Below are 24,613 nucleotides of genomic sequence, written 5' to 3' on the forward strand. Positions count from 1 at the left end.
AAGGGTAACCGGTATGGATAATTACGATTTATTAAATTACGCATCTACAGAAAAACTTTTTGAAGGTATTATTTCTGAAGTTACAGATGCAGGTGTCATGATTGAATTGAAGGGAAGATTAGGTACTCTGAAAATACCTAAGAGAATGTTGATCTCTGAACATGAACCACAAGTTGGACATGAAGTAGGATTTTTAATGTCCTATCCCGAAGTCCTATCCGAAACCCCGAATGCAGATTACGTTAAAGCTATTGATGATTATAAAAAACATCAAATTGAGATAAAACAGCGTACTAAGGAAAGGAAGGAAGAATAATGTCCTTAAAGAAGTATGATGGCTTACAGTCAGAAATTTATGTTCCTATCACACCTCAGCCTGTTTGGGCACCTGTTACAAAAGAGCTGAAAGATATGAAGATCGGAATTGCTACGGCTGCTGGTGTTCATCTAAAGAGTGATAAAAGATTTAATCTAGCCGGTGATACAAGTTACCGTGAGATCCCTTGGGATACAAAATCAGATGACTTGATGGTATCACATGGTGGTTATGATAATAGTGATGTTAATAAAGATATTAACTGTATGTTCCCAATCGATAGATTGCGTGAACTAGCAAAAGCAGGTTTCATTAAAGGTTTAGCCCCCGTTGAATACGGATTCATGGGTGGTGGTGGTGACATCGAAGCCTTTACAGATAAAACTGGTCCAGAAATTGCTCAAAAATTAAAGGCTGAAGATGTTGACGCCGTAATTATGACTGCCGGTTGAGGAACTTGTCATAGATCTGCCGTGATCGTGCAGAGAGCAATCGAATCCGTTGGGATTCCTACAATTTTAATTGCCGCATTACCTCCAGTTGTACGTCAAAATGGTTCACCTAGAGCAACTGCTCCTCGTGTACCAATGGGTGCTAATGCCGGTGAGCCTCACAATGTTGAAATGCAAACAGGCATTGTTAAGGACACTTTGAAGCAACTTGAAATTCTTGATTCACCAGGAAAAATTGTGCCTTTACCATATGAATATATAGCTAAGGTCTAGTTTGACCATAAAAGGAGGGTATATATATTCCCTCCTTTTATTGTTAGTAAGGGGATTTTCAAATGAATAAAAATACTCTAACTATAAATGCATTTTCGATGCAAGATGTCACAATTGGACCCAAATATCATTTAACAGAGAATAGTATGCAAATACCAGACCATCCGTTATTTGACATTGATGATCGTTTGAAATCAGTGAATGTAAAACTCGTTGATCCAAAAGATTGTCATTTTAAAATCAATACGATTATGGATGTTATTCCAATTTCAACAAAAGTATTGGGTAATATTGGCTATGGTATGTCGAATACTTTAACTGGTGTCAGTGTAATTTTGACCGGTGCCGATGAAACCGGTGTGCAATTACATGAATTTGGTTCTTCAGATGGCTATCTTGATGAGAAAATTAAGTTTGACACAGATGGAACTCCTAGTTCTGATGATGTAATTATTCTTATTGATGTTATTTTAAAATCAGACTTTGAGTTCAATCGGGAAACCTGTGAAATGGTGTTTAATACTTCTGATCAATTTCTCCAACCAATTAGAGAAATTTTAAAAGTTATGAATGGCCGTGATGCCGCTGAGAGTTTTGAATATGAAGATATTAAACATCCTGGCAAACCTAAAGTTGCTATCGTTAAAGAAGTAGCTGGGCAAGGTGCCATGTACGACAATATGGTTTTTGCAAAAGAGCCGGGCGGTATTGAAAAAGGTATTTCCATTATTGATATGGATAATATGCCCATTCTACTTTCTGCGAATGAATACCGTGATGGCGCTATTCATGCCTTAGTTTAGGAGGTAATGAAATGGGTATTGGACCTTCAACAAAAGAAACAACTATGCATCATTTTCATGATCCGCTAGTTAGGGTCGTAGCAAGTGATCCTGACGTAGATTTTCAAGGCGTTATTCTGGTGGGAACACCGCAAGATAATTATTTGAAAAATCTAGTTGGTAGAAGGACTGCATTTTGGCTTGAGGCTATGCGTACTAATGGAGCTATTATTTCAGCAGATGGCTGGGGAAATTCCGATGTGGATTTCATGAATACCATGACTGAAATTGGTGACAAAGGTATTAGTATAGTTGGGCTGAAATTTATTGGTACACAAGCGGGATTTGTGGTGGAAAACGAACACACAAAATTCGTCTTAGATATTAATAAATCAAAGAGCGGAACTGAAACCGAAGTCGTTGGTGAGAATAATCTTAGTGAAAAAGACGCTCATAAGGCGTTAGGACTATTAAAGTTAAAAATGAGAAAAGATGGACAAGTTACAAAATAGGAGGGAAATATAATGCAATTTAGTAGAAGCATGACTGCAATCGACTCACATACTGCTGGAGAGGCAGCTAGAATTGTTACTGGTGGTATTCCAAAGCTTGTTGGTAACACAATCGCTGAAAAGAAACAGTATTTGATCGACAATTATGATGATATTAGAACATCACTCATGTTAGAACCTCGTGGTCATCATGAAATGTTCGGTGCTTTCTTACTTGAACCATGTAATCCAGAAGCAGACTTTGGTATCGTCTTCATGGATACTGGTGGGTACTTAAACATGTGTGGTCACAACACAATTGCTGCTGTTACAGCTATCGTTGAAACAGGAATGGTTGATGTTGAACCAGGCGCAACTGAAAAGAAGGTCGTCTTAGACACACCTGCTGGATTAGTTCATGCCGTTGCACATCTAAAAGAAGGACTACAAGTAGAGAGCGTTTCATTCCAAAACGTACCATCATTCCTATATAAGAAAGACGTTAAAGTAAATGTTCCTGATGTTGGGGAAGTTACTTTGGACATCTCATTTGGTGGAAGTTTCTTCGCAATTTTACCAGTTTCAGAAATTAACGAAAAAATCGAACCAAGTAATTCACAAAAATTAGCAGATGTAGGTATGAAGATCTTGCATGCTGTTAATGATCAAGTAGAAATTCAACATCCAACACTAGACCATATTAAGACTGTTGATTTAGTTGAAATGTATGGCGAACCAAAAGATGAAGAATCAACACTTCAAAATGTTGTTGTCTTTGGTGATGGTCAAGTTGACCGCTCACCTTGTGGTACTGGTACAAGTGCTAAGATGGCTACATTACATGCTAGAGGAAAACTTGATATTGACGAAAAATTCGTTTATGAAAGTATCCTAGAAACAAAATTCTACGGCCGTGTTGTTAAGGAAGTAGAAGAAGGCGGATTACCAGCAGTTATACCAGAAGTTACTGGTTCAGCCTGGATCACAGGATTTAATAATTTCATGTTCGACCCAACAGACCCATTATCTAAAGGTTTCGAACTGAAGTAGAGGAGGAAACGCCGTGGTTTTAGTTGTACAAATTATTTTAGCAGTAGTTTTGATCTACTTCGCTATCATCTTTTTCGCCGATTACTACAAGCACAGACATGAAAATGACGGAAATATGGTTGTGGCAGGGGTTATTGGTTTTATCACGAACTTCTTAGATACATTGGGTATCGGAAGTTATGCACCAACTACTTTGCTATTAAAAGTTACTAAATATTTGAAATCAGATAAATTAATTCCAGGTACATTGACAGTTGCCTGTACCATTCCAGTTATCACAGAGGCATTCCTATTTATTGATGCTATCAAGATGGAAGGTGCAACCTTACTTTCAATGGTTGCCGCAGCTGCTATTGGATCATTTACTGGTTCCAAGATTATGACGAAATTTAACGAAAAAATTATTAGAATTATTATGGGTATTGCATTGTTCTTAACAGCTGTTTTAATGCTTCTATCACAATTAGGCGTTATTAGTGCTTTGGGTGCTGGTAATACAGCCCTAGGTCTACACGGTGGCAAACTTGTTATTGCTGTTGTTGTTAACTTTATCTTGGGTGCACTTATGACAGCCGGTGTTGGTTTGTACGCACCATGTATGGCTTTAGTTTACATGTTAGGTATGAATCCAGCCGTTGCATTCCCAATCATGATGGCTTCATGTGCTGTGCTTATGCCAGTTGCAAGTAGAGAATTTGTTAAATCAGGAGACTACAACAGACGTGGTAGTTTAGGTATCACAATTGGCGGTATTATCGGTGTTGTAATTGCTGTAACATTCGTTAAGAGTCTTGACCTAACAGTTTTAACATGGCTTATTATTGTTGTTGTTACATATACTGGTCTATCAATGCTTTATCAAGGTATCAAACAAAAAGACGCAGCTTAGTTTTAAATTGAGGTTTTTTTTAAAATAAACGGAGGGATTTATTATGGATACAGCTGATAGATTAATTGTCTGTGGTGGATGTAATGCTAAACTTGGTCCTGGAAAATTAGAGAATATTTTACAAGATCTTCATCAAGACAAAAAACCAAATGTAATGGTTGATTTCGAAACGACAGACGATGCTGCTATTTTGAAAATAAATGATGACACTGCAATTATTCAAACAATTGATTTCTTCCCTTCAATGGTAAGTGATCCGTATTTATTCGGTCAAATTGCTGCTACTAATGCTCTTAGTGATGTTTGGGCAATGGGTGGTTCTGTAATTTCGGCCTTAAATATAGTTGGTTTCCCAGAGGAAATGAATCAATCAATTTTACACAAAATCTTAAAAGGCGGACTTGAAAAAGTAACTGAAGCTGGTGGCTTTTTAGCCGGTGGTCATTCCATCCAAGATCATCGTCCAAAGTACGGTTTATCAGTTAACGGGATCGTTTCACCTAAAAAGATTTTGAGAAATGATACTTGTAAATTAAATGATGATTTGATTTTAACTAAACCTTTGGGTGTAGGTATTATTACAACTGCATACGGAGCTGAACAAATTGGCGAAGAGGAGTTTAATGAAGCCATTAAGAGTATGACTACATTAAATAAATATGCTGCAGAAATTATTAAAGATTATCCTGTTACAGCATGTACAGATATAACAGGATTTGGATTATTAGGTCACTTAAATGAATTCTTACATGATGAATTCACAGCAGAACTAGATTCAACTAATATTCCAATTATCCCTTCCGCATATGATTGTGCCGAAGAGTTATTAGTAACTGGCGGTGGACAACGTAACCGCAACTTCTTAGATGGCAAGATAGATTTCACCTTTGATGATCCAGCACTAGAAGAGATCCTGTATGATCCCCAGACATCAGGCGGGCTCATGTTTAGTGTTGATCCTAAATATACCGATGAGATATTGGACAAATTGAACCAGTTGGAGCTTCCCAGTGCAAAAATTGGTAAGATTGTACCGAAGGGTGATTCAGAAATCGTAGTTAAATAAGGAGAGTGTAATTTTGGAAAAAATTAATGCGTTAGATAAGGTTTGTCCAGCACCAATTATTATGGCTAAGAAGGCTCTAAAAGAAACTGATGAAGTTGAAATTTTAGTAGACGATGACATGGCACCACAAAACCTTAAAAAATTGGCGGACCAAAAGAACTATGACTATGACGTTAAAAATGGTGAGAATAATCAGTTCACTGTCACATTGAAGAGAACTGCAGAATCACACGATCAAGCCGAAAGTTCTTCCCTCAATGACCAAGGCAATGCATATATTGTTGTGATCAATACAGATACAATGGGGCATGGAGACGAAACCCTCGGTAGGAATCTCCTACATGGGTTCGTATCTTCATTAACTGAACAAGATGTTCTACCAGAAAAGATCCTTTGTTATAACGGTGGTGTAAAACTACTTGTTGAAGGATCAGATTATTTAACTGACTTGAAGGCACTTGAAGAAGCCGGCGTACAAGTTATGGGTTGTGGAGCATGTCTCGATTACTTCAACTTAAAAGATAAATTAGCTGTTGGTACTGTAACCAATATGTTTAGTATTGTTGAAATGATGAGACAACAGAATCGTATTGTAAGACCAGATTAGAGGCTAAAATAAAATGGATACAAAATTTGGATTACTGACATTTTCGACTACACATCAGGCGATATCTACTAATGAACTTTTAAAGAGTAAACAAGAGTTTGAAACCAGCATAATTTCGACACCTGGTAAGATCTCGGCAGGATGTGGTATGAGCGTAAGATTCAATTATTCAGATAAAGATGCTATTTTGAAACTTTTAGCTGATGAAGATCTGCAGTTTCAAAACATCTATGTAGGAACACGTGTAGGTGTGAGAATCACTTATGAATTAGACGATTAAAAGGAGTTATCATGGAAACAATAGGTCAAGATCAAATAATTATAGCGACTGCAGGACATGTTGATCACGGTAAAACTACTTTAATCAAAGCTTTGACAGGAATTGATACTGATTCCACAGAAGCAGAAAAAAAGCGAGGCCTAACCATTAACTTGGGCTTCGCTTTTTTCGATTTACCGAATCATGAACAAGTAGGTATCGTTGATGTTCCCGGTCATGAAAGATTTTTAAAAAATATGATTGCAGGACTTAGTGGAATCGACTTAGTCCTCTTAGTTGTTGATGCTGCAGAAGGCATCATGCCGCAAACTATTGAGCATGTGGATATTATGTCTTTACTTGGAATTGATAATTATATCGTTGTTTTGAGTAAGATCAATACAGTCGATGATGAGATGAAAGAACTTGTTACCGAAGATGTAAAAGATTTCTTAGACAAGCATAATATCAAAGCTCCAATTCTTGGAGTTGATGCTATTAGTGGAACAGGAATGAAAGAATTAGTAAAGGTTATGGACGAAAAGGTCGAAAATATCAAGAAGCCAAAGATCAATGGTATTCCTAGGATCAATGTCGATCGTTCATTCTCCATTAAAGGCTTTGGTACGATTATCACTGGGACTTTACTCGAAGGTGAACTGACTAGTGATATGACTTTAGAAGCATTTCCTAGTGGCAAACAAACTAAAATAAGAAATATTCAAGTTCACGATAAAAATGTTAAAAAAGCTGAACCGGGTACTAGAACAGCCATTAATTTAACAAATCTTAAAACATCTGAGATCAGACGTGGGGATGTTTTGACATTACCTGATAACGTTAAGAAAACTTGGATGCTTGATGTGGATTATAAGATGTTGCCGGATAAGGATGCATCTATGCTTGGATTGTGGACTCGTGTTCGTGTTTATTTAGGTGCACGTGAAATAATTGCTCGTGTGGTTCCTTTAGGAATCGATCAAATAAACGCTGATACAGATAATTATCTACAACTTCGTTTGGAAGAACCGGTCGCCGTTAAAAAGGGTGACAGATACATATTAAGAACCTACTCGCCAATGGTTTTAATTGGTGGCGGAAGTGTGCTTGACCCTAATCCAGTTAAGCACCGTCGTTTCAATGAAAAAATATTGAAGCAATTATCAGTTAAGGCTTCCGGTAATCAGGAACAAATTATTTTAGATTTCCTTGATAATCAGAGTGCTTTAGGATCAAAAATTCCAGGATTAGCTGACTATTTGAATTTATCAAATGATGATGTTCAAAAAATGATCAGCACTTTGGTAGAAGAAAAAGAAGTTATCAAAATTTCTAATTTGATCGTTAAAAAATCTAAATTAGAAGAATTTGATAAAGAGATACTCGATACGCTTTGGAACTACCATAAGAAAAATCGTTTGCAAAAAGGTATGCCTAAAGAGGAATTGATCGTTAAGTTTAAGAGTACAGTCGATAACAGTAAGATCATGGAAAAAATCTTAAACAAAATGGCTGAACGAAACGAGATCAATTTATTAGGTTCATTAATTTCTGCTGGTGACTTTGAGGTTAAATATAACAAGTATCAAAAGAAAGCTCATGATGAAATTATCCAAGAGTTGGAAAAATCACCACTGATGCCGCCTAATTTTGAAGATCTAATTGGATCTGATGAGACTAAGGCCGAGGTACTAAAATCTATTGAAGGTGAAGAAGTCATTCGTTTAGGTGAGAAAAACGTTATGTTAAAATCCGCCTTTGACGCAGTTTCAAAACAAGTTGTTGATTACTTGAAAGAAAATGAAACGATGACTTTAGCTGAATTTAGAGATTTAACTGGTGCCAGTCGTAAGTACGGCATGATGATACTTGAGTATATGGATAAACTTGGTTTTACTCGCAGAAAAGAAAATATGAGAATCTTAGCAAAGAAGGGATTGTAATGATCTATTTTGATAATGGTGCAACAACTGCAATTAAACCTAAAGAAGTTGGGGAGAGTGTTTCTAAAGTTTTAACAAGCGGTCTTTATGGTAACCCTGGACGCGACTCATCTGAGTATAGTGTCAATAGCGGGGTTATCGTTAATCAAACAAGAGACAAGCTAGTTAAGCTGTTTAATGTACCTTCAAATGATCTAGTCACATTTACAACTAATGTTACAGAGAGCCTTAATACGGTCTTAAAGGGAATCCTTCGCGAAGGTGATCATGTTATTACAACTGATTATGAGCACAACTCTGTTTTGAGACCATTGGCACAATTGAAAAAGAATCGTAATGTTGACGTTGACTATGTAACTTTTGATAAAAAAACAGGACTATTGTGTGTTGAAGACTTTGAGAAATATTTGAAACCGAATACTAAAGCGGTCGTCTGCAATAATGCATCCAACGTAACTGGTTATGTCTTACCTATCAAAGAAATCAGTGCTTTTTGTCAAAGACATAATTTATTATTGATCGTTGATGCAGCCCAAACGGCTGGAGTGGAAGATATCGATATTCAGCGAGACAAGATCGATGTTCTTTGCTTTACTGGTCATAAATCATTGTATGGACCACAAGGTATTGGTGGAATTTGTTTCAGAAAGCCGATTAAAGTTGAACCGCTAAAGAGTGGTGGTACGGGAATCGACTCATTTAATACAAGTATGCCTGAATTTTTCCCAACGCGTCTTGAAGCAGGAACTATGAATGTGCCTGGAATCGCTGGACTTTCAGCGGGAATTGATTATCTTAATAAAAAAGGTATCAAAAATATTAAAAATTATATTAATGGCCTAGTTTCAAGAATTATGGAAGCCTTACAAGAATATTCAGAAATAAGAATTTATACACCAACTAATGCTGAAATTACAGGAACTGTTGGTTTTAATATCGCCGATATTGATTCTGCTGAAGTTGGTCAGTGGCTTTGGGATAATTATCAAATTGCCACAAGACCAGGCGCTCACTGTGCACCACGAGTTCATGAAAGATATGGAACAGTGGAACAAGGTATCGTGAGAATTTCTTTATCAAGTTTTAATACTGATGAAGAAGTTGACACTTTCTTAAAGGCAATCAAAGAATTTATGGATATTTATAGAAGGGGATTGTAATGGATCAAAAAAAATTATTCAGAAGCTTACCATCAGTTAATGATTTGTTGAATTCGGATAAAATTATGAGTTTGGAAGCAGCCGTCGGTGCTAATGAATTAAAAAATCTAGTTCAAGAAGTAATTGAAGATGCTCGTCAATTGATTTTGAGCGGAGATATTACTAATGCTGGCGAAGTATCTGTTGATTGTATGTATCAAGAGTTACTGGATAAATTAGATAATGATCGAGTTTTAGAATTACAGCCAGTTATTAATGCTACTGGAGTGATTTTACATACAAACCTTGGACGTGCTAAATTAGCCGAATCAGCTCGCAAGGCTATTGATGCCATTGCTAGTAATGCAACTAATTTGGAATATGATATTACCTTAGGAGAGCGTGGCGACCGTTATAAGGCAATCGGTAAGTTAGTCAGTGAATTAACTGGTGCTGATGATGCGATTGTTGTTAATAATAATGCTGCTGCGGTTATGCTTGTTTTAAGTACCTTCTTTAGCAACAAAGAAATAATCACATCTCGTGGTCAATTAGTCGAAATTGGTGGATCATTTAGAGTTCCTGATATTATAACTTCAACTGGTGGAATTTTACGCGAAGTGGGTACAACTAATAAAACTCACTTACGTGATTATGAAAATGCCATCAATGAAAATACAGGTGGATTTTTAATCGTTCATACAAGTAACTATAAAGTTATTGGTTTTACTGAAACACCTGACTCTAAAGATTTGAAGAAGTTGTCAGAAGAGTATGATCTACCGTTGATGAATGATTTAGGTAGTGGTTTGATGCTTGATTTGTCTAAGTACGGATTAGGCAAAGAACCTACTATCAGCCAAGAGTTGAAAAATTGTGATTTAGTAATGTTTTCAGGTGATAAATTACTTGGTGGACCACAGGCAGGTATAATTGCTGGCAAACAAGAATATATTGATAAATTGAAACACAATCAGCTTTTGCGGGCTTTACGTGTTGATAAAATGACTTTATCTGCTTTGACAGCTACTTTAAAGATTTATCGAGATCCAGATAAGGCCATGAAAGAGATACCTGTTTTGAACGCTTTAACAGTCAGTGAAGACAAGTTAAAAGAGCGTGCAGAAGAGTTATTGAGTTTGATCAAAGATAAAACACAATTTAATGCTGAAATAATAGCTGGCGACACGGTTGTCGGTGGCGGATCATTTCCAGATGTTAAATTGCCAACTTACTTGATCAGTCTTGAATCTGACATTCCTGTTGTTAAATTAGATAAATTATTGAAATATGCTAAGTATCCGCTTATTTCCAGAGTTCATGACGAAAGTATTTTATTTGATATTCGGACTATCGATGATCCAGAATTTGAAAAGATAATTATTGATTTAAATAGTATCAAAGCATAAAAAAAGAAGCTGATCAGTGAAAACTGGTCAGCTTCTTTTCATGTTACAATGTGTGTTTATCCAGAATTTTTCCTGAATTTAAATCGTCAATTTCTGAAACTATAAAGCTCTTTTTCTCTAAACGTGTAATAATATTTTTCAAGTCGTCGATAGTTGTTTCAGCAGGTAGTGTGAAGAGATTTCGTCTTACTACCTCATTTGTTTTAGCATCAAGGGTAATACAACCTGAAATTGAAACATATTTTGCAATGATCTTGAGCATTTTAGCTAAATCACCACGTTCACCAGTTGAACTTACAGTAAGAACATAACTGCTGACCTCAAGGTTCCAAGCATCAGATAACATGCTTAACAGGCTAGCGTGGGTTAAAATACCGTAGAATAAATTAGATTCATCTAAAACGGCGATGTAAGGTAGATCTTTGATGTTGAAAAATACTTTGAAGAATGGTGAGTCAACATTAATTGTCTTGGTGGCATTCTTCATCAGAGTTGTGACGGGAAGGGACATATCTCCTCCACGTGATTTATGACGATAGATGTGCATTTTGTAAATATTTCCCCTGAATATTTGACCACTTTCATCCAAAATAGGAACACATCTGAAACCTGATTCTTCAAGAACTTTTAAAGCCTCTTCAAGTGTTACAGTTTCTTTTACTGTAACTAACTTATCTTTTTTTAGAACTAATGACTTAACTAACATATATTCCACATCCTATCTAACTATATGAAATCAATGATACCGTATAATTTCACAAAAAAAAAGAATGCCTCAGCATTCTTTTATCAATATTAAGGATTATTGACGACCTTTAATTCCTGTTGCTTCAAAACCATCTTTAAGAATCTTTGTAAGTTCTGCAGCTGACTTCTTCATTTGTTCTGATTCTTTGTCAGTTAATGGAACTTCGATGATTTGTTTTAGACCTTTACGGTTGATGACAGCAGGTGAACCGATATAAATATCAGAAACGCCATATTGGCCAGTCATCATATTTGATAATGGAAGAACTGTGTTTTCATCACTTAGCAAGGCTTTTGAAATTCTTGCAAGTGCAGTACCAATACCGTAGAATGTAGCACCCTTAGTATTGATAATGTCATAAGCTGCGTTAACAACCTTCTTGTCAATAGCATCAAGAGTATCTTGTGTTATTTCTGGATGTTTTTCCATCCATTCAGCCATTGTTACGCCACCGATTGAAAGATGTGACCATGCAGTAAATTCTGAGTCACCATGTTCACCCATGATATATCCGTTAACTGAACGAGGGTCAATTCCTAATTCTTCACCAACGAATTTTTGTAATCTAGCAGTATCTAGTGATGTACCAGAACCAATTACACGTTCCTTAGGGAAGCCTGAAAGTTTCCAAGTAGCGTATGTCAAGATATCAACTGGGTTTGCGGCAACCAAGAAGATACCATTGAATCCAGATTCAACGATTGGGTCAACAATAGTCTTTAAGATGTTAAGATTCTTGTTAACAAGGTCAAGTCTTGTTTCACCTGGTCTTTGTGGTGCACCAGCAGTGATAACAACAAGATCGGCATCTTTAGCATCTGAGTATTCACCAGCGTGAATATTCTTAGGATATGAGAATGGAAGTGCATCGGCAAGATCCAATGCGTCACCCTTAATCTTATCTTTAGCGATATCACAGATAACTAATTCTTGTGCAATACCTTGTAGTGTCATAGCATAAGCGTATGTTGAACCTACAGCGCCGTCACCGACTAGAAGTACTTTTTGATGATTCTTTTCGTTTGTTGGAGTCGTCATATTAAATATCATCCCTTCAAAATAAATATGTTCCGCATATAATTATACAAATAAAGCATGAAAATAAACAGGGGCTTTGTAAAAAAAGTAAAAATTAACTAGTTTTAAAATGATATAATTGAAGTTCGAAATGAGGTATTAATATGAAATTAATCGTTGGTTTAGGAAATCCCGGAAAAAAATATGATCGCACAAAACACAACATGGGTTTTATGACGATTGATAAATTAATGGACGAGTATGGTCAAACTCAAACTAAAAAGGATTTTGAAGCAGAATATTGTAAATTCAAAGTTGAAGGTGAAACAGTTTTTCTAGTTAAACCATTAACATTTATGAATGAGTCTGGAAGAGCCGTTAGATTTTTAATGGGCTATTATCAAATTCAACCAGATGAAATTATGGTGATCCATGACGACCTCGATATGCCAATTGGTAAAGTACGATTACGTGCCAAGGGTTCAGCAGGCGGTCATAATGGAATTAAGAGTATAATTTCGTCCGTAGGTACAAAAGATTTTAAGCGGATCAAAATAGGAATACAGCATCCCCAAAAACAAACTGTTGTAAATTGGGTATTAACGCCTTTTTCAAAGGATAACGAACCAATAGCATTAGCAGGAATAGATAAAGCAGCTGATGCTGTTAAAGATTGGGTATCTGGGGATAGTTTTGATCAGCTGATGAATAAGTATAATTAAAGGGCAGGCAATTGTGTCTAACCCGTGTAAAAAAAAAAGACTGCTTGTAGCAGTTCACAAAAAAGGGGCCAAAATTGAACTTAATAGATTTTATTGCTAAAAAGTTAGATTTAGGGAAATTCATAAGCCAAGTTAAACCAGCAACTAAAAATATGCTGACCGGTTTGACTGGTTCTACGATTTCCCTTTTTGTGCTTGAATCATTAAAACAAACTAATAAAAAAATATTGGTTGTCGAAAATACCAATTTTCATGCTAATAAAACATATGACGATTTAAATTTACTTGCTGGAGATCAAGTTCATATTTTTCCAGTTGAAGAAGCTATTTCAACCGAAATAGCAACCAGTTCACCGGATGAATTAAGCCAGCGTTTAGATACCTTGAATTTTTTGATCAGTGATGATCCCGGAATAATCGTCACATCAGTGGCAGGTTTAGAATATGCTCTATCGGATAAAAAGTTATTTGAGGCTGCGCAATTAAAGATCGTCAAGGATCAAGAATATGATCTAGAGAATCTAAACAGCACTTTGGTTCAGATGGGTTATAACAAAGATAAATTAGTTGCCAAACCAGGCGATTTTGCCATTCGTGGTGATATTGTCGATATATATCCGTTAAATGTTGATGATCCAGTAAGAATTGATTTTTTTGGAAATCAAGTTGAGAAGATCAAGTTTTTTGATGCTGAAACTCAGCGTAGTTTAAAAGAATTTGATCAAATCCTTTTATCTCCGGCAAATGATCGAGTGATAACTGATGAACAGATTGCTGCTGGTTTGAAGAAGCTGAATAAGAGTTACGAAAAGCAATTAGAGGCCGCTGACAAAGATACTAAGGATAACTTAGAGGTAGCTTTTGGACAGATTATTGAAGAATTGTCTGAAAACATGCGTCCTGATAATTTGGGAAGCATTATTAATTATTTGATCGCCAAACCAAGTGGTTTAGTTGATTACTTAGGTGACGATGATTTAATCATTTTTAATGAATACAATCGTTTGGTCGAACAGTCTAAAGATAATTTAGCTGATAATCAATCATGGTTAGCTAGTCAATTAGAGTTTGGCAAAAGCCTGCCTGAACAGACGATTCGTCAAGAATTTATTGATGTTTTAAAAGATAACAAAAATCCACAAGTTTATTTATCGGCTTTCCAACAAGGGATGGGGCATATTCGCCTGAATCAATTGGAGAATGTTCCAGTTAGAAGTATGCAGCAATTCTTTAGCCAGATGCCGTTGCTTAAATCAGAAGTAGAGCGTTGGCAAAAACAAGATTACACGGTTTTGTTATTGATCAGTAATGAAAAAAGGATCGCAGCGATAAATAATACTTTGATCGACTTTGGAATTAAGGCTACTTTAACTGACGGAAAAGTGATCGAACATCAGACACAAATTATGAATGCTAGTTTAGGTCTAGGATTTGAGATCCCCGAAGAAAAAGTAGCAATCGTTACTGAAAAAGAATTGTTTAATAAACAACCTAAACGCAGACGCCATCAAACACTAGCAAATGCAGAAAGATTAAAGAGTTACAACGAGTTAAAACCCGGTGATTATGTTGTACACGTTAACCACGGTATTGGTAAGTTTATTGGCATGCAGACGATGGAAGTCGATGGCAAGCATCAAGACTATATTACGATCGAATATCGTGATGACGGTCGGCTGTTTATTCCAGTATCACAACTTGATATGGTTCAAAAATACGTATCGGCTGAAGGTAAATCACCGCGGGTAAATAAACTGGGCGGTAATGAGTGGCAAAAAACCAAACGAAAAGTTCAATCCAGCATTGAAGATATTGCTGATGATCTGATCGATCTATATGCCCAGCGTGAAGCTGCCAAAGGATTCGCTTTTCCAAAGGATGATGAAATGCAACATGACTTTGACAATGCTTTTCCGTATCCAGAAACGCCTGATCAATTGCGTTCTACTGATGAAATAAAGCGTGATATGGAAAAAAATCACCCTATGGATCGTTTATTAGTTGGTGATGTTGGCTTTGGTAAAACTGAAGTGGCATTAAGAGCTGCCTTTAAAGCGGTCGAAGCCGGAAAACAAGTAGTGATTTTAGTGCCAACTACTTTATTAGCACAACAACATTACGAAACAATGAAAGATCGTTTTGAAGGTTTTCCAGTCGAAATAGGGATGCTTTCAAGGTTTCAAACTCGCAAACAAAGTAAAGAAATTGTTGAACAGCTTGAGTCTGGTGAAATTGATATTGTTGTGGGAACGCATAGATTACTTTCAAAAGACGTTAAGTTTCATGATATCGGACTTTTGATCATTGATGAGGAACAGCGATTTGGTGTTAAACATAAGGAAAAAATTAAGCAGTTGAAATCAAACGTTGATGTTTTAACTTTAACCGCCACACCAATTCCTAGAACACTTAATATGTCGATGCTGGGTGTCCGTGATCTATCATTGATTGAAACGGCACCAAGCAATCGTTATCCCGTTCAAACATATGTGATGGAACAAAACTACCAAGTTATTGCCAGCGCCATTAAACGAGAAATGGAACGTGGCGGTCAGGTCTTTTACTTACACAATCGAGTGGAAGATATGGAACAAGTCGCCAATCAATTACAGGCACTAGTACCAGAAGCTAGAATTGCCACGGCCCATGGTCGCATGACAGAGACACAAATGGAAGGAATTATTTCTGACTATTTGGAAGGTGATTATGATGTTTTGGTAACGACAACAATTATCGAAACGGGTGTTGATATGCCTAATACCAATACTTTGATTGTCGAAAATGCTGATCGATATGGGTTGTCACAACTTTATCAGATCCGTGGACGTGTCGGTCGTTCCAATCGAGTTGCCTATGCTTATTTGATGTATAAGCCCAATAAGGTTTTAACCGAAGTTGGTGAACAACGTTTGGAGGCAATTAAAAACTTTACGGAGTTAGGTTCAGGATTCAAAATTGCTATGCGTGATCTGTCGATTCGTGGGGCTGGTAATTTACTAGGTAAACAGCAACATGGATTTATCGATTCGGTTGGATTTGACTTATATACACAGATGTTAAACGATGCCGTTGCCAAGAAACGTGGACATACTAAAGCTGAGAAGACTAATTCCGAAGTTAATTTGGAGTTAGAAGCTTATATTCCTAAAACTTATATTAGTGATGAACGTCAAAAAGTTGAATTGTATAAACGTATTCGCCAAATTGATTCAAAAGAGAGTTATCAAGAAGTTCGTTCAGAATTGTTGGATCGTTTTGGTAAGTATCCTGATGAAGTTCAAAACTTATTAGATATTAGTTTGATGAAAACATCGTTAGATGAATCATTAGTAAATAGCGTTGTTATGAGAAATGGTATGATCAATCTTAAGTTTTCTAAGAAGGCCAATGATTACTTAACTGGTGATCTGGTCTTCAAATTTCTAGGTAATACGAATATGAAAGCGACCGTTCACAACAATAATAATGAATTTAAAATAACTTTAGATTCAGGTAGTGTTAAAAAAGATGAATGGTTTGAACAATTTGATAATTTTGCCCAAAAGATGGGACAGGAATTTGATAAATTAAAGAAAGTTAAGACAAAAGAATGAGAAAAGAAACCTCCAGAGCCATACAGGGGACTTGGATTCTGACGATCGCCTCGTTATTTTCAGAATTATTGAGTGCGATTTATCGGATACCTTTGCAAAACATTGTTGGGGATCGGGGCTATTTCATTTATCAGCAGGTTTATCCAATTTATGGGATATTTTCTGTCTTAGCATTATCAGGATTGCCAGTTATTATTTCTAAAGTATTTGCTCAACAAAATGAAATTGAATCAAAAAGTAAACTGATGAAAAACATTTTTGCCATTTTACTAATAATCAGTGTCGCCATAACCGGATTGCTTTGGCTATCAGCACATCATTTGGCAAATTTCATGGGTGACCCTAATTTATATCATGAAGTGAGAGCTGTATCACTGACGTTTTTACTGATTCCATTTGAGGCAAGTCTTAGAGGCTATTTTCAAAGTGAATTACTCATGGAGCCAAGTGCCATCTCGCAGATTTCAGAACAATTGGTGAGGATAATTGTGATCATCGGTGCGGCAATGATGTTTGGTAAAGGTTTACTCAATGAATACCAGATGGGGACGATTGCTAATGGAGGAGCTTTTATTGGTGGATTGTTCGCTGTGATAGTATTAGCAGTTTCATTATTTGTTAAACGTCCATTTGTAAAAGATGACCAAAATGCAAACTTAACTTTTGAAAAAGGATTACCTTTAGAGATAGTTTTAATAATTATTTTTACAGGAGTAACTATCTTCTATCAATTTATAGATTCATTTTCAATGTTAAGATTATTGATGAAGTTTGGTCGACCTTTAGCAGAAGCAGAAGTCTTGAAGGGTATTTTTGATAGAGCACAACCCTTGATCCAACTAGGTATCGTTATTTCATTATCATTTGTTTCGGCAATCATGCCGCAGTTAAAGTCTGAAAAATTTGATATGAATAAACAACTCATAGGTAAAATGATGCGAGTCTGTTTATGGCTGGCTACGGCTGAAACGGCCGGACTGGTGGCATTAATGCCAGTAATAAATACCATGCTGTTTACCAATTCAGATGGATCTTTTGCTTTAGGGATATATATGATGTCGATCGTAATTGTTTCTGGGATCAACTTATTAATAGCAGTTACAAGCAGCGATAATGAAAAAAATACATCAAAACTGGTAATATTCTTACTATCTCTAGTTGCTAAAATAATATTAAATATTTTATTTGTACCTCGATTTAGTATAGTTGGAGCAGCACTAGCGACAGTTTTAAGTGAGTTAATAATCTTAATTGGGTTATTAGTAATTTATTCAAGTGATCGTGGAACTCTATTGATCGGTAGAAACTTTACTCTCAAAGTATTAGCTTCAGGATTGTTTATGGCTTTATGTATCAGAGCATTGGAGAAATTCATGACGCAGTATTTATCTTTAACGAGAATGAGCAGCGTTTTGATCAATCTAATATTAATTCCAATCGGAGTTTTGATCTATCTGTTCATGTCTAAGACGCTAAGCATTTTAGATAAATCAGAATGGAAAATTCTACCGATGGGAAAATTATTTGTAAAGATTATGAGGATTAAATAAAAATGAGATTAGATAAATTTTTAAAGGTAAGTAGAATCATCAAAAGAAGAACAGTAGCTAAGGAATTTACTGATAATGGCCGTGCAACAGTCAACGGTCGTGTTGCTAAATCATCAACTGATGTCTCGATCGGGGATGTTTTGGAAATGCATTTTGGCGAGCGGACTATGAAAGTCAGAATTCTGAATATTAAAGAAACAACTAAGAAGAGTGATTCAGACGAGATGTACGAAGAAATTGACTAATTGTTGAGATTAGATTAAAAAGCTCCGAAAACGGTTCAAATCATTCTTGAAAATTGGTATACTCAATGTATTAATTTCTAGGGGTGTAGCAACATGGAAGTGCATAAATTAGCTAATTCAAATGTTTCGGTAATAAAACCGAAACGCACAAATCCTTCAAATGATAATCGCAGAATTGACTACGTTAAAAAAATTCATAAGCGTCGATTAACAGCTATTGGAATTGCTTTTGCATTAGTAATTTGTGTGCTTGGTTTTCAAATATTCAATGCGCATCAAGCTTATTCCAAAACAGTGGGAAACATCGAAGTCAGTCAAAAAAAGTTGGATAAGCAACGAGCAACAAAGAGTGATTTGAAAGTTGAAAAAGCACAACTTAACAATAAGAGCTATCTAGAGAAATATATTCGTGAAAAGTATATGTACTCAAAACCAGGTGAACAAGTTTATAATTTGCCGGATGCAACTAATACTTTTCAAAAATAGGGAAAGGGATTTTTTTATTTAGATGACAGTTGAAGTAGGATCTAAAACAGAAGGTAAAGTTACTGGAATTACAAATTTTGGAGCATTCGTTGATTTAGGCGAAGGACAAAGCGGAATGGTACACATCAGTGAGATTGCTGACGGATATGTCAAGGATATTCATGATGTCTTAAAAGTCGGTGATACCGTAAAGGTTTTAGTTCTTAACGAAAAAGATCATAAAATTGCATTATCAATTAAGCAGGCAAGTGACAGACCAAAGCCTAAGCGTCATTTTGAAAAGAAGCCGCAACACAAACCAGTGGAAAATTTTGACGATATGATGTCTGACTTCATGAAACAAAGTGAAGAAAGAATGACAACCATTCGTAAAAATACCGAAGGTAAACGTGGTGGCCGTGGTGGTCGCAGAAGCTAAAATAAAATTAAAAACGTTTCGTTTACATTGTAGGCGAGACGTTTTTTTGTCCGAGGCGGTATATGAGAATAGAAAATGAACTAGTAGGTACGGTAAAAAAGGTCCTACAAAAATATCATTCTAAAAAAATTTTGATCGCCGTTTCTGGCGGTGTTGATTCAATGGTCCTGTTAACGATAATTAGTAAAATATTATCGAGGAATGAATTTGGAGTTGTAAATGTGGATCATGATTTACGCCCCGAAAGTGCTCAAGAAGTTAAATTTTTAAATGATTTTTGTCAGGAACATGGATTTAAATTTTATACAACTAAATGGACTGATCATCCAAAAGATGTCGGGATGGAGTCTGCCGGTCGAGAATTTCGATATAACTTTTTTGCTCAAATAATGAAACAAGATGGTTATGGCACTCTGGTTACGGCACATCATGGAAATGATTTAGCTGAAAACATTTTGATGAAGATGATCCGTTCAGGGAATATTTTTGAAGTTACAAGTCTTAAACCACAACGTAATTTTAAAGTGGGGCAACTAGTACGTCCTTTGTTAAAGTTTAGTAAAGCAGATTTAAAAGACTACGCTCAAAAAAAGGGAATTGAATACGTCCAAGATGAAACCAATTTTGAAGATATTACGATGCGCAATAGATTGAGAAATAATATTTTCCCAGAACTAGAGCAGGAAAATGGTCAGGTCCTAGCGCATTTTGGATTATTTGATCAGCAAATGAATGCTTTAATATCTTTAGCAATCAAACAATTTCAATTAATAGAGCAAAAGATGGAATTAAATAATATGTCTGGCAGCCTTTTGCCCGTGAAAGTTTTAGATCATGATCAGCAAAGTTTATTCTGGGGCAGCTTTTTTACACGGAAAGTACCGATCTCAATCAGTAATAAACAGATCAATCAAATTATTGATGTCATTGAAGGAGATCGACCTAATTCATTTGTTGATCTAGAAGATAATTGGATTTTTCAACGGCAATATGATCATTTTGAAATTAAGAAAATAGAATCATTAATTAATTTCAAAAAATTGATCGAAGTCAACCAACCAGTTACGATTAATGGGTATAATTTAGTTATAAAACGTGTGCCAGTTTCAGAAGCGGACATAGTTGTTGATAAAATACCTGAGCAAATTATGCTTAGAACAAGACGGGCGGGTGATAAATTAAATATAGGTAATAATCACCATCAAAAGTTAAGTAAAAGATTTATTAATGAAAAGGTACCAGAATATAAGCGAGATCAATCAATTATTTTATTGTTTGATAATCAAATAGTATGGGTTGAAAAAATCTATAATATAAGCGATTATTTTAAACAAGGTAATTATGGTTTTAAAATAGATTTTAGATGAGGTAAGGAAATGAATTCAGATATCGAAAAAATTCTAGTATCACAAGAAAAGATCAAGGAGACTAATGTTCGACTAGGCAAAGAATTAACTAAAGATTATGCTGATAAGAATCCTTTGTTTGTTTGTATATTGCGTGGTGCAGCCATGTTCATGATGGATCTAGTTAAGAATGTTGATATACCGATCGAGTATGACTTCATGGATGTATCTAGTTATGGTGGTGAAAATACCTCCACGACTGGTGAAGTAAGAATCCTTAAGGATTTAGATACACCATTGAGCGGACGTGATGTGGTTATCGTAGAAGATATTATTGATACTGGTTATACTTTGGATCGTTTGATCGAGTTATTCAAAACGCGTAACGCCAAGTCGATCAGCATTGTTTCCTTTTTAGATAAACCTGCTCGAAGAATTAAACATGTACACGTTGATTATGTAGGAGTACAAATACCTGATGCCTTCGTTGTAGGATATGGTATGGATTTTGATGAACATTACCGTAACTTGCCTTATGTTGGCGTTTTAAAGCCAGAGGTTTATACAACAAAATAATTAGGATAGCGGTATAATTATTATTGCGTTAATATCCACCAATGTTACAATATGTAGCGTCTAATTAATTAGGAGGAAATGTATGAAAAACAATCGAAATAGGTTAATTAATAATAGCCTGTTTTACATCTTGCTCTTTGTTGTTTTAGTGCTTGCAGCAAGTTGGTTTGCTGGCGGTCAATCCTCAGATCAATCTAAAACACTTAGCCAAGATCAATTTATTACTCAACTTAATAAAGGAAAAGTTAAGAGTTTTAAAATCGAGCCTGTCGGAGGAGCTTATCAAGTAACTGGTGAATACAAGAAAGCTCAAAAGACATCGGCTACTAAGTCAGTTTCGTTATTTAGCCGTCGACAATCGACTACAACATCAGAAGTAACGCAATTTACTTCAACAGTGTTGCCTAATAACGATACTTTAAAACGAATCAATAACGCAGCCGAGTCAAAGAATGTTAAAACGACTGCTGCTCCTAAATCACAATCCTCACAATGGATTTCGTTGATTCTAACGTTAGTTCTACCATTCCTTCTCTTCTTCTTCATTATCTTCGCTATGATGGGTCGAGGTGGACAAGGTGGTGGATCAAATCGAGTTATGAACTTTGGTAAATCTAAAGTTAAACCCGAAGATCCTAAAAAGAACAAAGTTAGATTCTCTGATGTCGCTGGTGCTGAAGAGGAAAAGCAAGAACTTGTTGAGGTTGTTGAGTTCTTAAAAGATCCAAGAAAATTCGTTTCACTTGGTGCTAGAATCCCATCAGGTGTCTTACTTGAAGGTCCTCCTGGTACTGGTAAAACCTTACTTGCTAAAGCCGTAGCTGGTGAAGCTAAGGTTCCATTCTATTCAATTTCTGGTTCAGATTTCGTTGAGATGTTTGTCGGTGTTGGTGCATCTCGTGTTCGTGATTTGTTCGAGAATGCTAAAAAAGATGCTCCCTCTATCATCTTTATTGATGAAATTGATGCTGTTGGTCGTCAACGTGGATCAGGTACCGGTGGTGGTAATGATGAACGTGAACAGACACTTAACCAATTGCTAATTGAAATGGATGGATTTACAGGTAACGAAGGGGTCATCGTTATGGCTGCTACTAACCGTTCTGATGTCCTTGATCCAGCCTTGCTTCGTCCAGGTCGTTTTGACCGTAAGATCTTGGTTGGACGTCCAGATGTTAAGGGACGTGAAGCTATCCTTAAAGTTCATGCAACTAATAAACCATTTACAGATGATGTTGATCTAAAGGTTATCGCTCAACAAACACCAGGTTTTGTTGGTGCCGACTTAGAAAACTTACTAAACGAAGCCGCCTTAGTTGCTGCTAGACGTGGTAAACAAAAGATCGATCCATCTGATATTGATGAAGCTGAAGATCGTGTTATTGCTGGACCAGCTAAAAAGAACCGTGTCATTTCTAGTAAAGAACGTCACATGGTTGCTTATCATGAGGCTGGACATGCATTGATCGGATTAGTTTTAAGTGATTCACGAGTAGTTAGAAAAGTTACAATTGTTCCTCGTGGTAAGGCTGGTGGTTATGCCATCATGCTTCCTAAGGATGATCAAAACTTAATTACTAAGAAAGAATTAACTGAACAAATCGCTGGATTGCTTGGTGGACGTACAGCTGAAGAAATTATCTTTGGTCAACAGTCATCAGGTGCTTCAAATGACTTTGAACAAGCTACACAAATTGCTCGTACAATGGTTACTGAATATGGTATGACTGATCGTTTGGGTCAAGTTCAACTTGAAAAGAATGGTCAACCATTTGGTGGCGGAAGTTACCGTGCCGAACCTTCATATTCACAAGAAACCGCTAATGCAATCGATCAAGAAGTTAAACGCTTCTTGGATGAGGGTCACGAAAGAGCTCGAGAAATCATCGAAGACCACCGTGAACAACATAAATTGATTGCTGAAGCATTGCTTAAATATGAAACACTTGATGAAAAGGAAATCTTGAGTTTGTTTAACACAGGTAAGATGCCTGCAAACGACTTAAAGGAAGAATTCCCAAGTGAAAGTGCTGCAACATTCGAACAATCTAAACGTGCTGTTGAAGCTAAAGATGCTGCTAAACAAAAATCTGATGATACTGATGAAGATACTACTGAAACAAGTAGTACTAAAGACGTTGATGACAAAGATGCCAACAATGTTGAGTTCCCTTCAGAAAAAGATAACAGTAAAACTAGTGACGATAAGCCAGATGATGACTCTACTGATCATAATGATCATGACGATAATCAAGATAAATAAAAGAAAGCGACTCGCTTGAGTCGCTTTTTTTAACGAAAAAATAGGAGAATAAAATGACAGATACATTAACTAAATCAGTTTCAAAAGACGGAAAATTTAGAACTTATGTAATAAATGCCACAGATACAATCGCTGAAGCACAAAAACGCCACGATACTTGGTCTAATTCTACTGCTGCTTTAGGTCGTACGATGATCGGTTCGATCTTAGTTGCTACTTCGACTCTTAAAGAAGATGAAGTTTTGACGACTAGATTGGTCGCTGATGGTCCTGCTGGTGCGATCGTAGTCGATGCCAATGCTAGTGGTACTGTTAAAGGCTATATTCAAAATCCTCACGTCAGTTTACCTTTAAATAAAGATCACCACATTGATGTTAAAGGTGCTGTTGGTACAAATGGAACGCTAAGTATTACTAAAGATTTGCATTTAAAGGAGCCATTTACAGGACAAGTTCCCATTGTATCTGGTGAGATCGGTGCTGACTTTACATACTATATGGCAAAATCCGAACAAATTCCTTCAGCCGTTGGTGTATCAGTTTTTGTACAACCAAATGAAACCGTGGGTGCTGCTGGAGGATTTCTAATTCAAACACTACCTGATGCTAATGATGACGATATTACTAAAATAGAAAACAATTTAAAGATCGTCCCTAATTTATCCACTTTGTTAAATGAAGGTTTAACTAATGAAGAAGTATTAAATAAGCTGATGAATGGTATCGAAATGAAAGTTTTAGATACAATGCCGATCTCATTTAAATGTGATTGTTCAAAAGAGAAATTTGCTAAATCATTAGCCACTATTTCTGAAGACGAGTTGCAAGCAATGATCGATGAAAATCATGGAGCCGAAGCCGTCTGCAAGTTCTGTAATAATAAATATCAATTTTCTGAAGCTGATTTAAAGGAAATTATTGCTGAAAAGAAGTAATCATGTTTGCCAATTAAGCTAAAAATTTGTTATTATTG

General features: G+C 36.1%; 24 protein-coding genes. 22 read left to right on the top strand and 2 right to left on the bottom strand.

Annotated elements, in window-relative coordinates; translation table 11 throughout:
- Window positions 1–13: 13 nt before the first annotated feature.
- From EKM77_RS06775 to selA, 12 genes are all read left to right on the top strand, one after another.
- Entirely contained in the window at window positions 14–316 is a 303-nt protein-coding gene (locus tag EKM77_RS06775; RefSeq protein ID WP_125593304.1) for a CBO2463/CBO2479 domain-containing protein, read from the top strand.
- Window positions 316–1,041: a D-proline reductase (dithiol) protein PrdB gene (prdB, locus tag EKM77_RS11150; RefSeq protein ID WP_125593305.1), complete on the top strand. Its 726-nt coding sequence runs from the start codon at window positions 316–318 to the stop codon at window positions 1,039–1,041. Before EKM77_RS06775 ends, prdB begins: the two co-directional genes overlap by 1 nt.
- A gap of 62 nt (window positions 1,042–1,103) precedes the next feature.
- A complete protein-coding gene (prdD, locus tag EKM77_RS11155) occupies window positions 1,104–1,844 on the top strand; it encodes a proline reductase cluster protein PrdD (RefSeq protein WP_125593306.1) in 741 nt (246 codons plus the stop codon).
- 11 nt (window positions 1,845–1,855) lie between these two features.
- Window positions 1,856–2,335, top strand: coding sequence for a glycine/sarcosine/betaine reductase component B subunit (locus tag EKM77_RS11160; protein ID WP_125593307.1), 480 nt, complete (start codon window positions 1,856–1,858; stop codon window positions 2,333–2,335).
- Between the two features lie 12 nt (window positions 2,336–2,347).
- Window positions 2,348–3,364: a proline racemase family protein gene (locus EKM77_RS06795; RefSeq protein ID WP_125593308.1), complete on the top strand. Its 1,017-nt coding sequence runs from the start codon at window positions 2,348–2,350 to the stop codon at window positions 3,362–3,364.
- A 13-nt stretch (window positions 3,365–3,377) separates the two neighbouring features.
- The gene (locus tag EKM77_RS06800) at window positions 3,378–4,253 is read left to right on the top strand and encodes a TSUP family transporter (RefSeq protein ID WP_125593309.1); all 876 of its coding nucleotides are present in this window, start codon (window positions 3,378–3,380) and stop codon (window positions 4,251–4,253) included.
- 43 nt (window positions 4,254–4,296) lie between these two features.
- Window positions 4,297–5,319: a selenide, water dikinase SelD gene (gene selD / locus EKM77_RS06805; RefSeq protein ID WP_125593310.1), complete on the top strand. Its 1,023-nt coding sequence runs from the start codon at window positions 4,297–4,299 to the stop codon at window positions 5,317–5,319.
- Between the two features lie 13 nt (window positions 5,320–5,332).
- Window positions 5,333–5,926: a sulfurtransferase-like selenium metabolism protein YedF gene (yedF, locus tag EKM77_RS06810; RefSeq protein WP_125593311.1), complete on the top strand. Its 594-nt coding sequence runs from the start codon at window positions 5,333–5,335 to the stop codon at window positions 5,924–5,926.
- Between the two features lie 13 nt (window positions 5,927–5,939).
- On the top strand, window positions 5,940–6,206 hold the full coding sequence (locus EKM77_RS06815) for a DUF3343 domain-containing protein (protein ID WP_125593312.1): 267 nt from the start codon (window positions 5,940–5,942) through the stop codon (window positions 6,204–6,206).
- An 11-nt stretch (window positions 6,207–6,217) separates the two neighbouring features.
- The gene (gene selB, locus EKM77_RS06820) at window positions 6,218–8,128 is read left to right on the top strand and encodes a selenocysteine-specific translation elongation factor (RefSeq protein WP_125593313.1); all 1,911 of its coding nucleotides are present in this window, start codon (window positions 6,218–6,220) and stop codon (window positions 8,126–8,128) included.
- A complete protein-coding gene (locus EKM77_RS06825) occupies window positions 8,128–9,288 on the top strand; it encodes an aminotransferase class V-fold PLP-dependent enzyme (RefSeq protein WP_125593314.1) in 1,161 nt (386 codons plus the stop codon). Before selB ends, EKM77_RS06825 begins: the two co-directional genes overlap by 1 nt.
- The gene (selA, locus tag EKM77_RS06830) at window positions 9,288–10,676 is read left to right on the top strand and encodes an L-seryl-tRNA(Sec) selenium transferase (RefSeq protein WP_125593315.1); all 1,389 of its coding nucleotides are present in this window, start codon (window positions 9,288–9,290) and stop codon (window positions 10,674–10,676) included. Before EKM77_RS06825 ends, selA begins: the two co-directional genes overlap by 1 nt.
- 43 nt (window positions 10,677–10,719) lie before the next feature.
- On the opposite strand, the gene cbpA is transcribed toward selA, so the two are convergent.
- Entirely contained in the window at window positions 10,720–11,382 is a 663-nt protein-coding gene (cbpA, locus tag EKM77_RS06835; RefSeq protein WP_125593316.1) for a cyclic di-AMP binding protein CbpA, read from the bottom strand.
- 96 nt (window positions 11,383–11,478) lie between these two features.
- The gene (locus EKM77_RS06840) at window positions 11,479–12,462 is read right to left on the bottom strand and encodes an L-lactate dehydrogenase (RefSeq protein ID WP_125593317.1); all 984 of its coding nucleotides are present in this window, start codon (window positions 12,460–12,462) and stop codon (window positions 11,479–11,481) included.
- Between the two features lie 143 nt (window positions 12,463–12,605).
- Between EKM77_RS06840 and pth the strand changes: the two genes are divergently transcribed.
- The 10 genes from pth (at window position 12,606) to hslO (ending at window position 24,575) form a co-directional block, all read left to right on the top strand.
- The gene (pth, locus tag EKM77_RS06845) at window positions 12,606–13,163 is read left to right on the top strand and encodes an aminoacyl-tRNA hydrolase (RefSeq protein ID WP_125593318.1); all 558 of its coding nucleotides are present in this window, start codon (window positions 12,606–12,608) and stop codon (window positions 13,161–13,163) included.
- Window positions 13,164–13,237: 74 nt separating this feature from the next.
- Window positions 13,238–16,756, top strand: a complete 3,519-nt coding sequence (mfd, locus tag EKM77_RS06850) for a transcription-repair coupling factor (protein WP_125593319.1) — start codon at window positions 13,238–13,240, stop codon at window positions 16,754–16,756.
- Window positions 16,753–18,306, top strand: coding sequence for a putative polysaccharide biosynthesis protein (locus tag EKM77_RS06855; protein WP_125593320.1), 1,554 nt, complete (start codon window positions 16,753–16,755; stop codon window positions 18,304–18,306). The genes mfd and EKM77_RS06855 overlap by 4 nt, the downstream gene beginning before the upstream one ends.
- Window positions 18,307–18,308: 2 nt before the next feature.
- Window positions 18,309–18,551, top strand: a complete 243-nt coding sequence (locus EKM77_RS06860; RefSeq protein WP_125593321.1) for an RNA-binding S4 domain-containing protein — start codon at window positions 18,309–18,311, stop codon at window positions 18,549–18,551.
- Window positions 18,552–18,644: 93 nt separating this feature from the next.
- The gene (locus EKM77_RS06865; protein ID WP_125593322.1) at window positions 18,645–19,037 is read left to right on the top strand and encodes an FtsB family cell division protein; all 393 of its coding nucleotides are present in this window, start codon (window positions 18,645–18,647) and stop codon (window positions 19,035–19,037) included.
- Window positions 19,038–19,059: 22 nt separating this feature from the next.
- The gene (locus EKM77_RS06870; RefSeq protein ID WP_125593323.1) at window positions 19,060–19,455 is read left to right on the top strand and encodes a S1 domain-containing RNA-binding protein; all 396 of its coding nucleotides are present in this window, start codon (window positions 19,060–19,062) and stop codon (window positions 19,453–19,455) included.
- Window positions 19,456–19,517: 62 nt separating this feature from the next.
- Complete coding sequence (gene tilS / locus EKM77_RS06875) at window positions 19,518–20,822, top strand: tRNA lysidine(34) synthetase TilS (RefSeq protein WP_125593324.1); 1,305 nt, start codon at window positions 19,518–19,520, stop codon at window positions 20,820–20,822.
- A 9-nt stretch (window positions 20,823–20,831) separates the two neighbouring features.
- A complete protein-coding gene (hpt, locus tag EKM77_RS06880) occupies window positions 20,832–21,377 on the top strand; it encodes a hypoxanthine phosphoribosyltransferase (RefSeq protein WP_125593325.1) in 546 nt (181 codons plus the stop codon).
- Between the two features lie 82 nt (window positions 21,378–21,459).
- A complete protein-coding gene (gene ftsH, locus EKM77_RS06885) occupies window positions 21,460–23,640 on the top strand; it encodes an ATP-dependent zinc metalloprotease FtsH (RefSeq protein ID WP_125593326.1) in 2,181 nt (726 codons plus the stop codon).
- 53 nt (window positions 23,641–23,693) lie between these two features.
- On the top strand, window positions 23,694–24,575 hold the full coding sequence (gene hslO, locus EKM77_RS06890) for an Hsp33 family molecular chaperone HslO (protein ID WP_125593327.1): 882 nt from the start codon (window positions 23,694–23,696) through the stop codon (window positions 24,573–24,575).
- Window positions 24,576–24,613 lie beyond the last annotated feature (38 nt).

Origin of the sequence: Companilactobacillus baiquanensis (assembly GCF_003946605.1) — a bacterium.
GTDB lineage: Bacteria > Bacillota > Bacilli > Lactobacillales > Lactobacillaceae > Companilactobacillus > Companilactobacillus baiquanensis.

Excerpts from the sequence above, each read along its gene's own strand:
- EKM77_RS06775 (WP_125593304.1), top strand. The coding sequence starts at position 14 with ATGGATAATTACGATTTATTAAATTACGCATCTACAGAAAAACTTTTT.
- prdD (WP_125593306.1), top strand. The coding sequence starts at position 1,104 with ATGAATAAAAATACTCTAACTATAAATGCATTTTCGATGCAAGATGTC.
- EKM77_RS11160 (WP_125593307.1), top strand. The coding sequence starts at position 1,856 with ATGGGTATTGGACCTTCAACAAAAGAAACAACTATGCATCATTTTCAT.
- EKM77_RS06795 (WP_125593308.1), top strand. The coding sequence starts at position 2,348 with ATGCAATTTAGTAGAAGCATGACTGCAATCGACTCACATACTGCTGGA.
- selD (WP_125593310.1), top strand. The coding sequence starts at position 4,297 with ATGGATACAGCTGATAGATTAATTGTCTGTGGTGGATGTAATGCTAAA.
- EKM77_RS06815 (WP_125593312.1), top strand. The coding sequence starts at position 5,940 with ATGGATACAAAATTTGGATTACTGACATTTTCGACTACACATCAGGCG.
- selB (WP_125593313.1), top strand. The coding sequence starts at position 6,218 with ATGGAAACAATAGGTCAAGATCAAATAATTATAGCGACTGCAGGACAT.
- EKM77_RS06825 (WP_125593314.1), top strand. The coding sequence starts at position 8,128 with ATGATCTATTTTGATAATGGTGCAACAACTGCAATTAAACCTAAAGAA.
- selA (WP_125593315.1), top strand. The coding sequence starts at position 9,288 with ATGGATCAAAAAAAATTATTCAGAAGCTTACCATCAGTTAATGATTTG.
- cbpA (WP_125593316.1), bottom strand. The coding sequence starts at position 11,382 with ATGTTAGTTAAGTCATTAGTTCTAAAAAAAGATAAGTTAGTTACAGTA.
- EKM77_RS06840 (WP_125593317.1), bottom strand. The coding sequence starts at position 12,462 with ATGACGACTCCAACAAACGAAAAGAATCATCAAAAAGTACTTCTAGTC.
- pth (WP_125593318.1), top strand. The coding sequence starts at position 12,606 with ATGAAATTAATCGTTGGTTTAGGAAATCCCGGAAAAAAATATGATCGC.
- EKM77_RS06855 (WP_125593320.1), top strand. The coding sequence starts at position 16,753 with ATGAGAAAAGAAACCTCCAGAGCCATACAGGGGACTTGGATTCTGACG.
- EKM77_RS06860 (WP_125593321.1), top strand. The coding sequence starts at position 18,309 with ATGAGATTAGATAAATTTTTAAAGGTAAGTAGAATCATCAAAAGAAGA.
- EKM77_RS06865 (WP_125593322.1), top strand. The coding sequence starts at position 18,645 with ATGGAAGTGCATAAATTAGCTAATTCAAATGTTTCGGTAATAAAACCG.
- EKM77_RS06870 (WP_125593323.1), top strand. The coding sequence starts at position 19,060 with ATGACAGTTGAAGTAGGATCTAAAACAGAAGGTAAAGTTACTGGAATT.
- tilS (WP_125593324.1), top strand. The coding sequence starts at position 19,518 with ATGAGAATAGAAAATGAACTAGTAGGTACGGTAAAAAAGGTCCTACAA.
- hpt (WP_125593325.1), top strand. The coding sequence starts at position 20,832 with ATGAATTCAGATATCGAAAAAATTCTAGTATCACAAGAAAAGATCAAG.
- ftsH (WP_125593326.1), top strand. The coding sequence starts at position 21,460 with ATGAAAAACAATCGAAATAGGTTAATTAATAATAGCCTGTTTTACATC.
- hslO (WP_125593327.1), top strand. The coding sequence starts at position 23,694 with ATGACAGATACATTAACTAAATCAGTTTCAAAAGACGGAAAATTTAGA.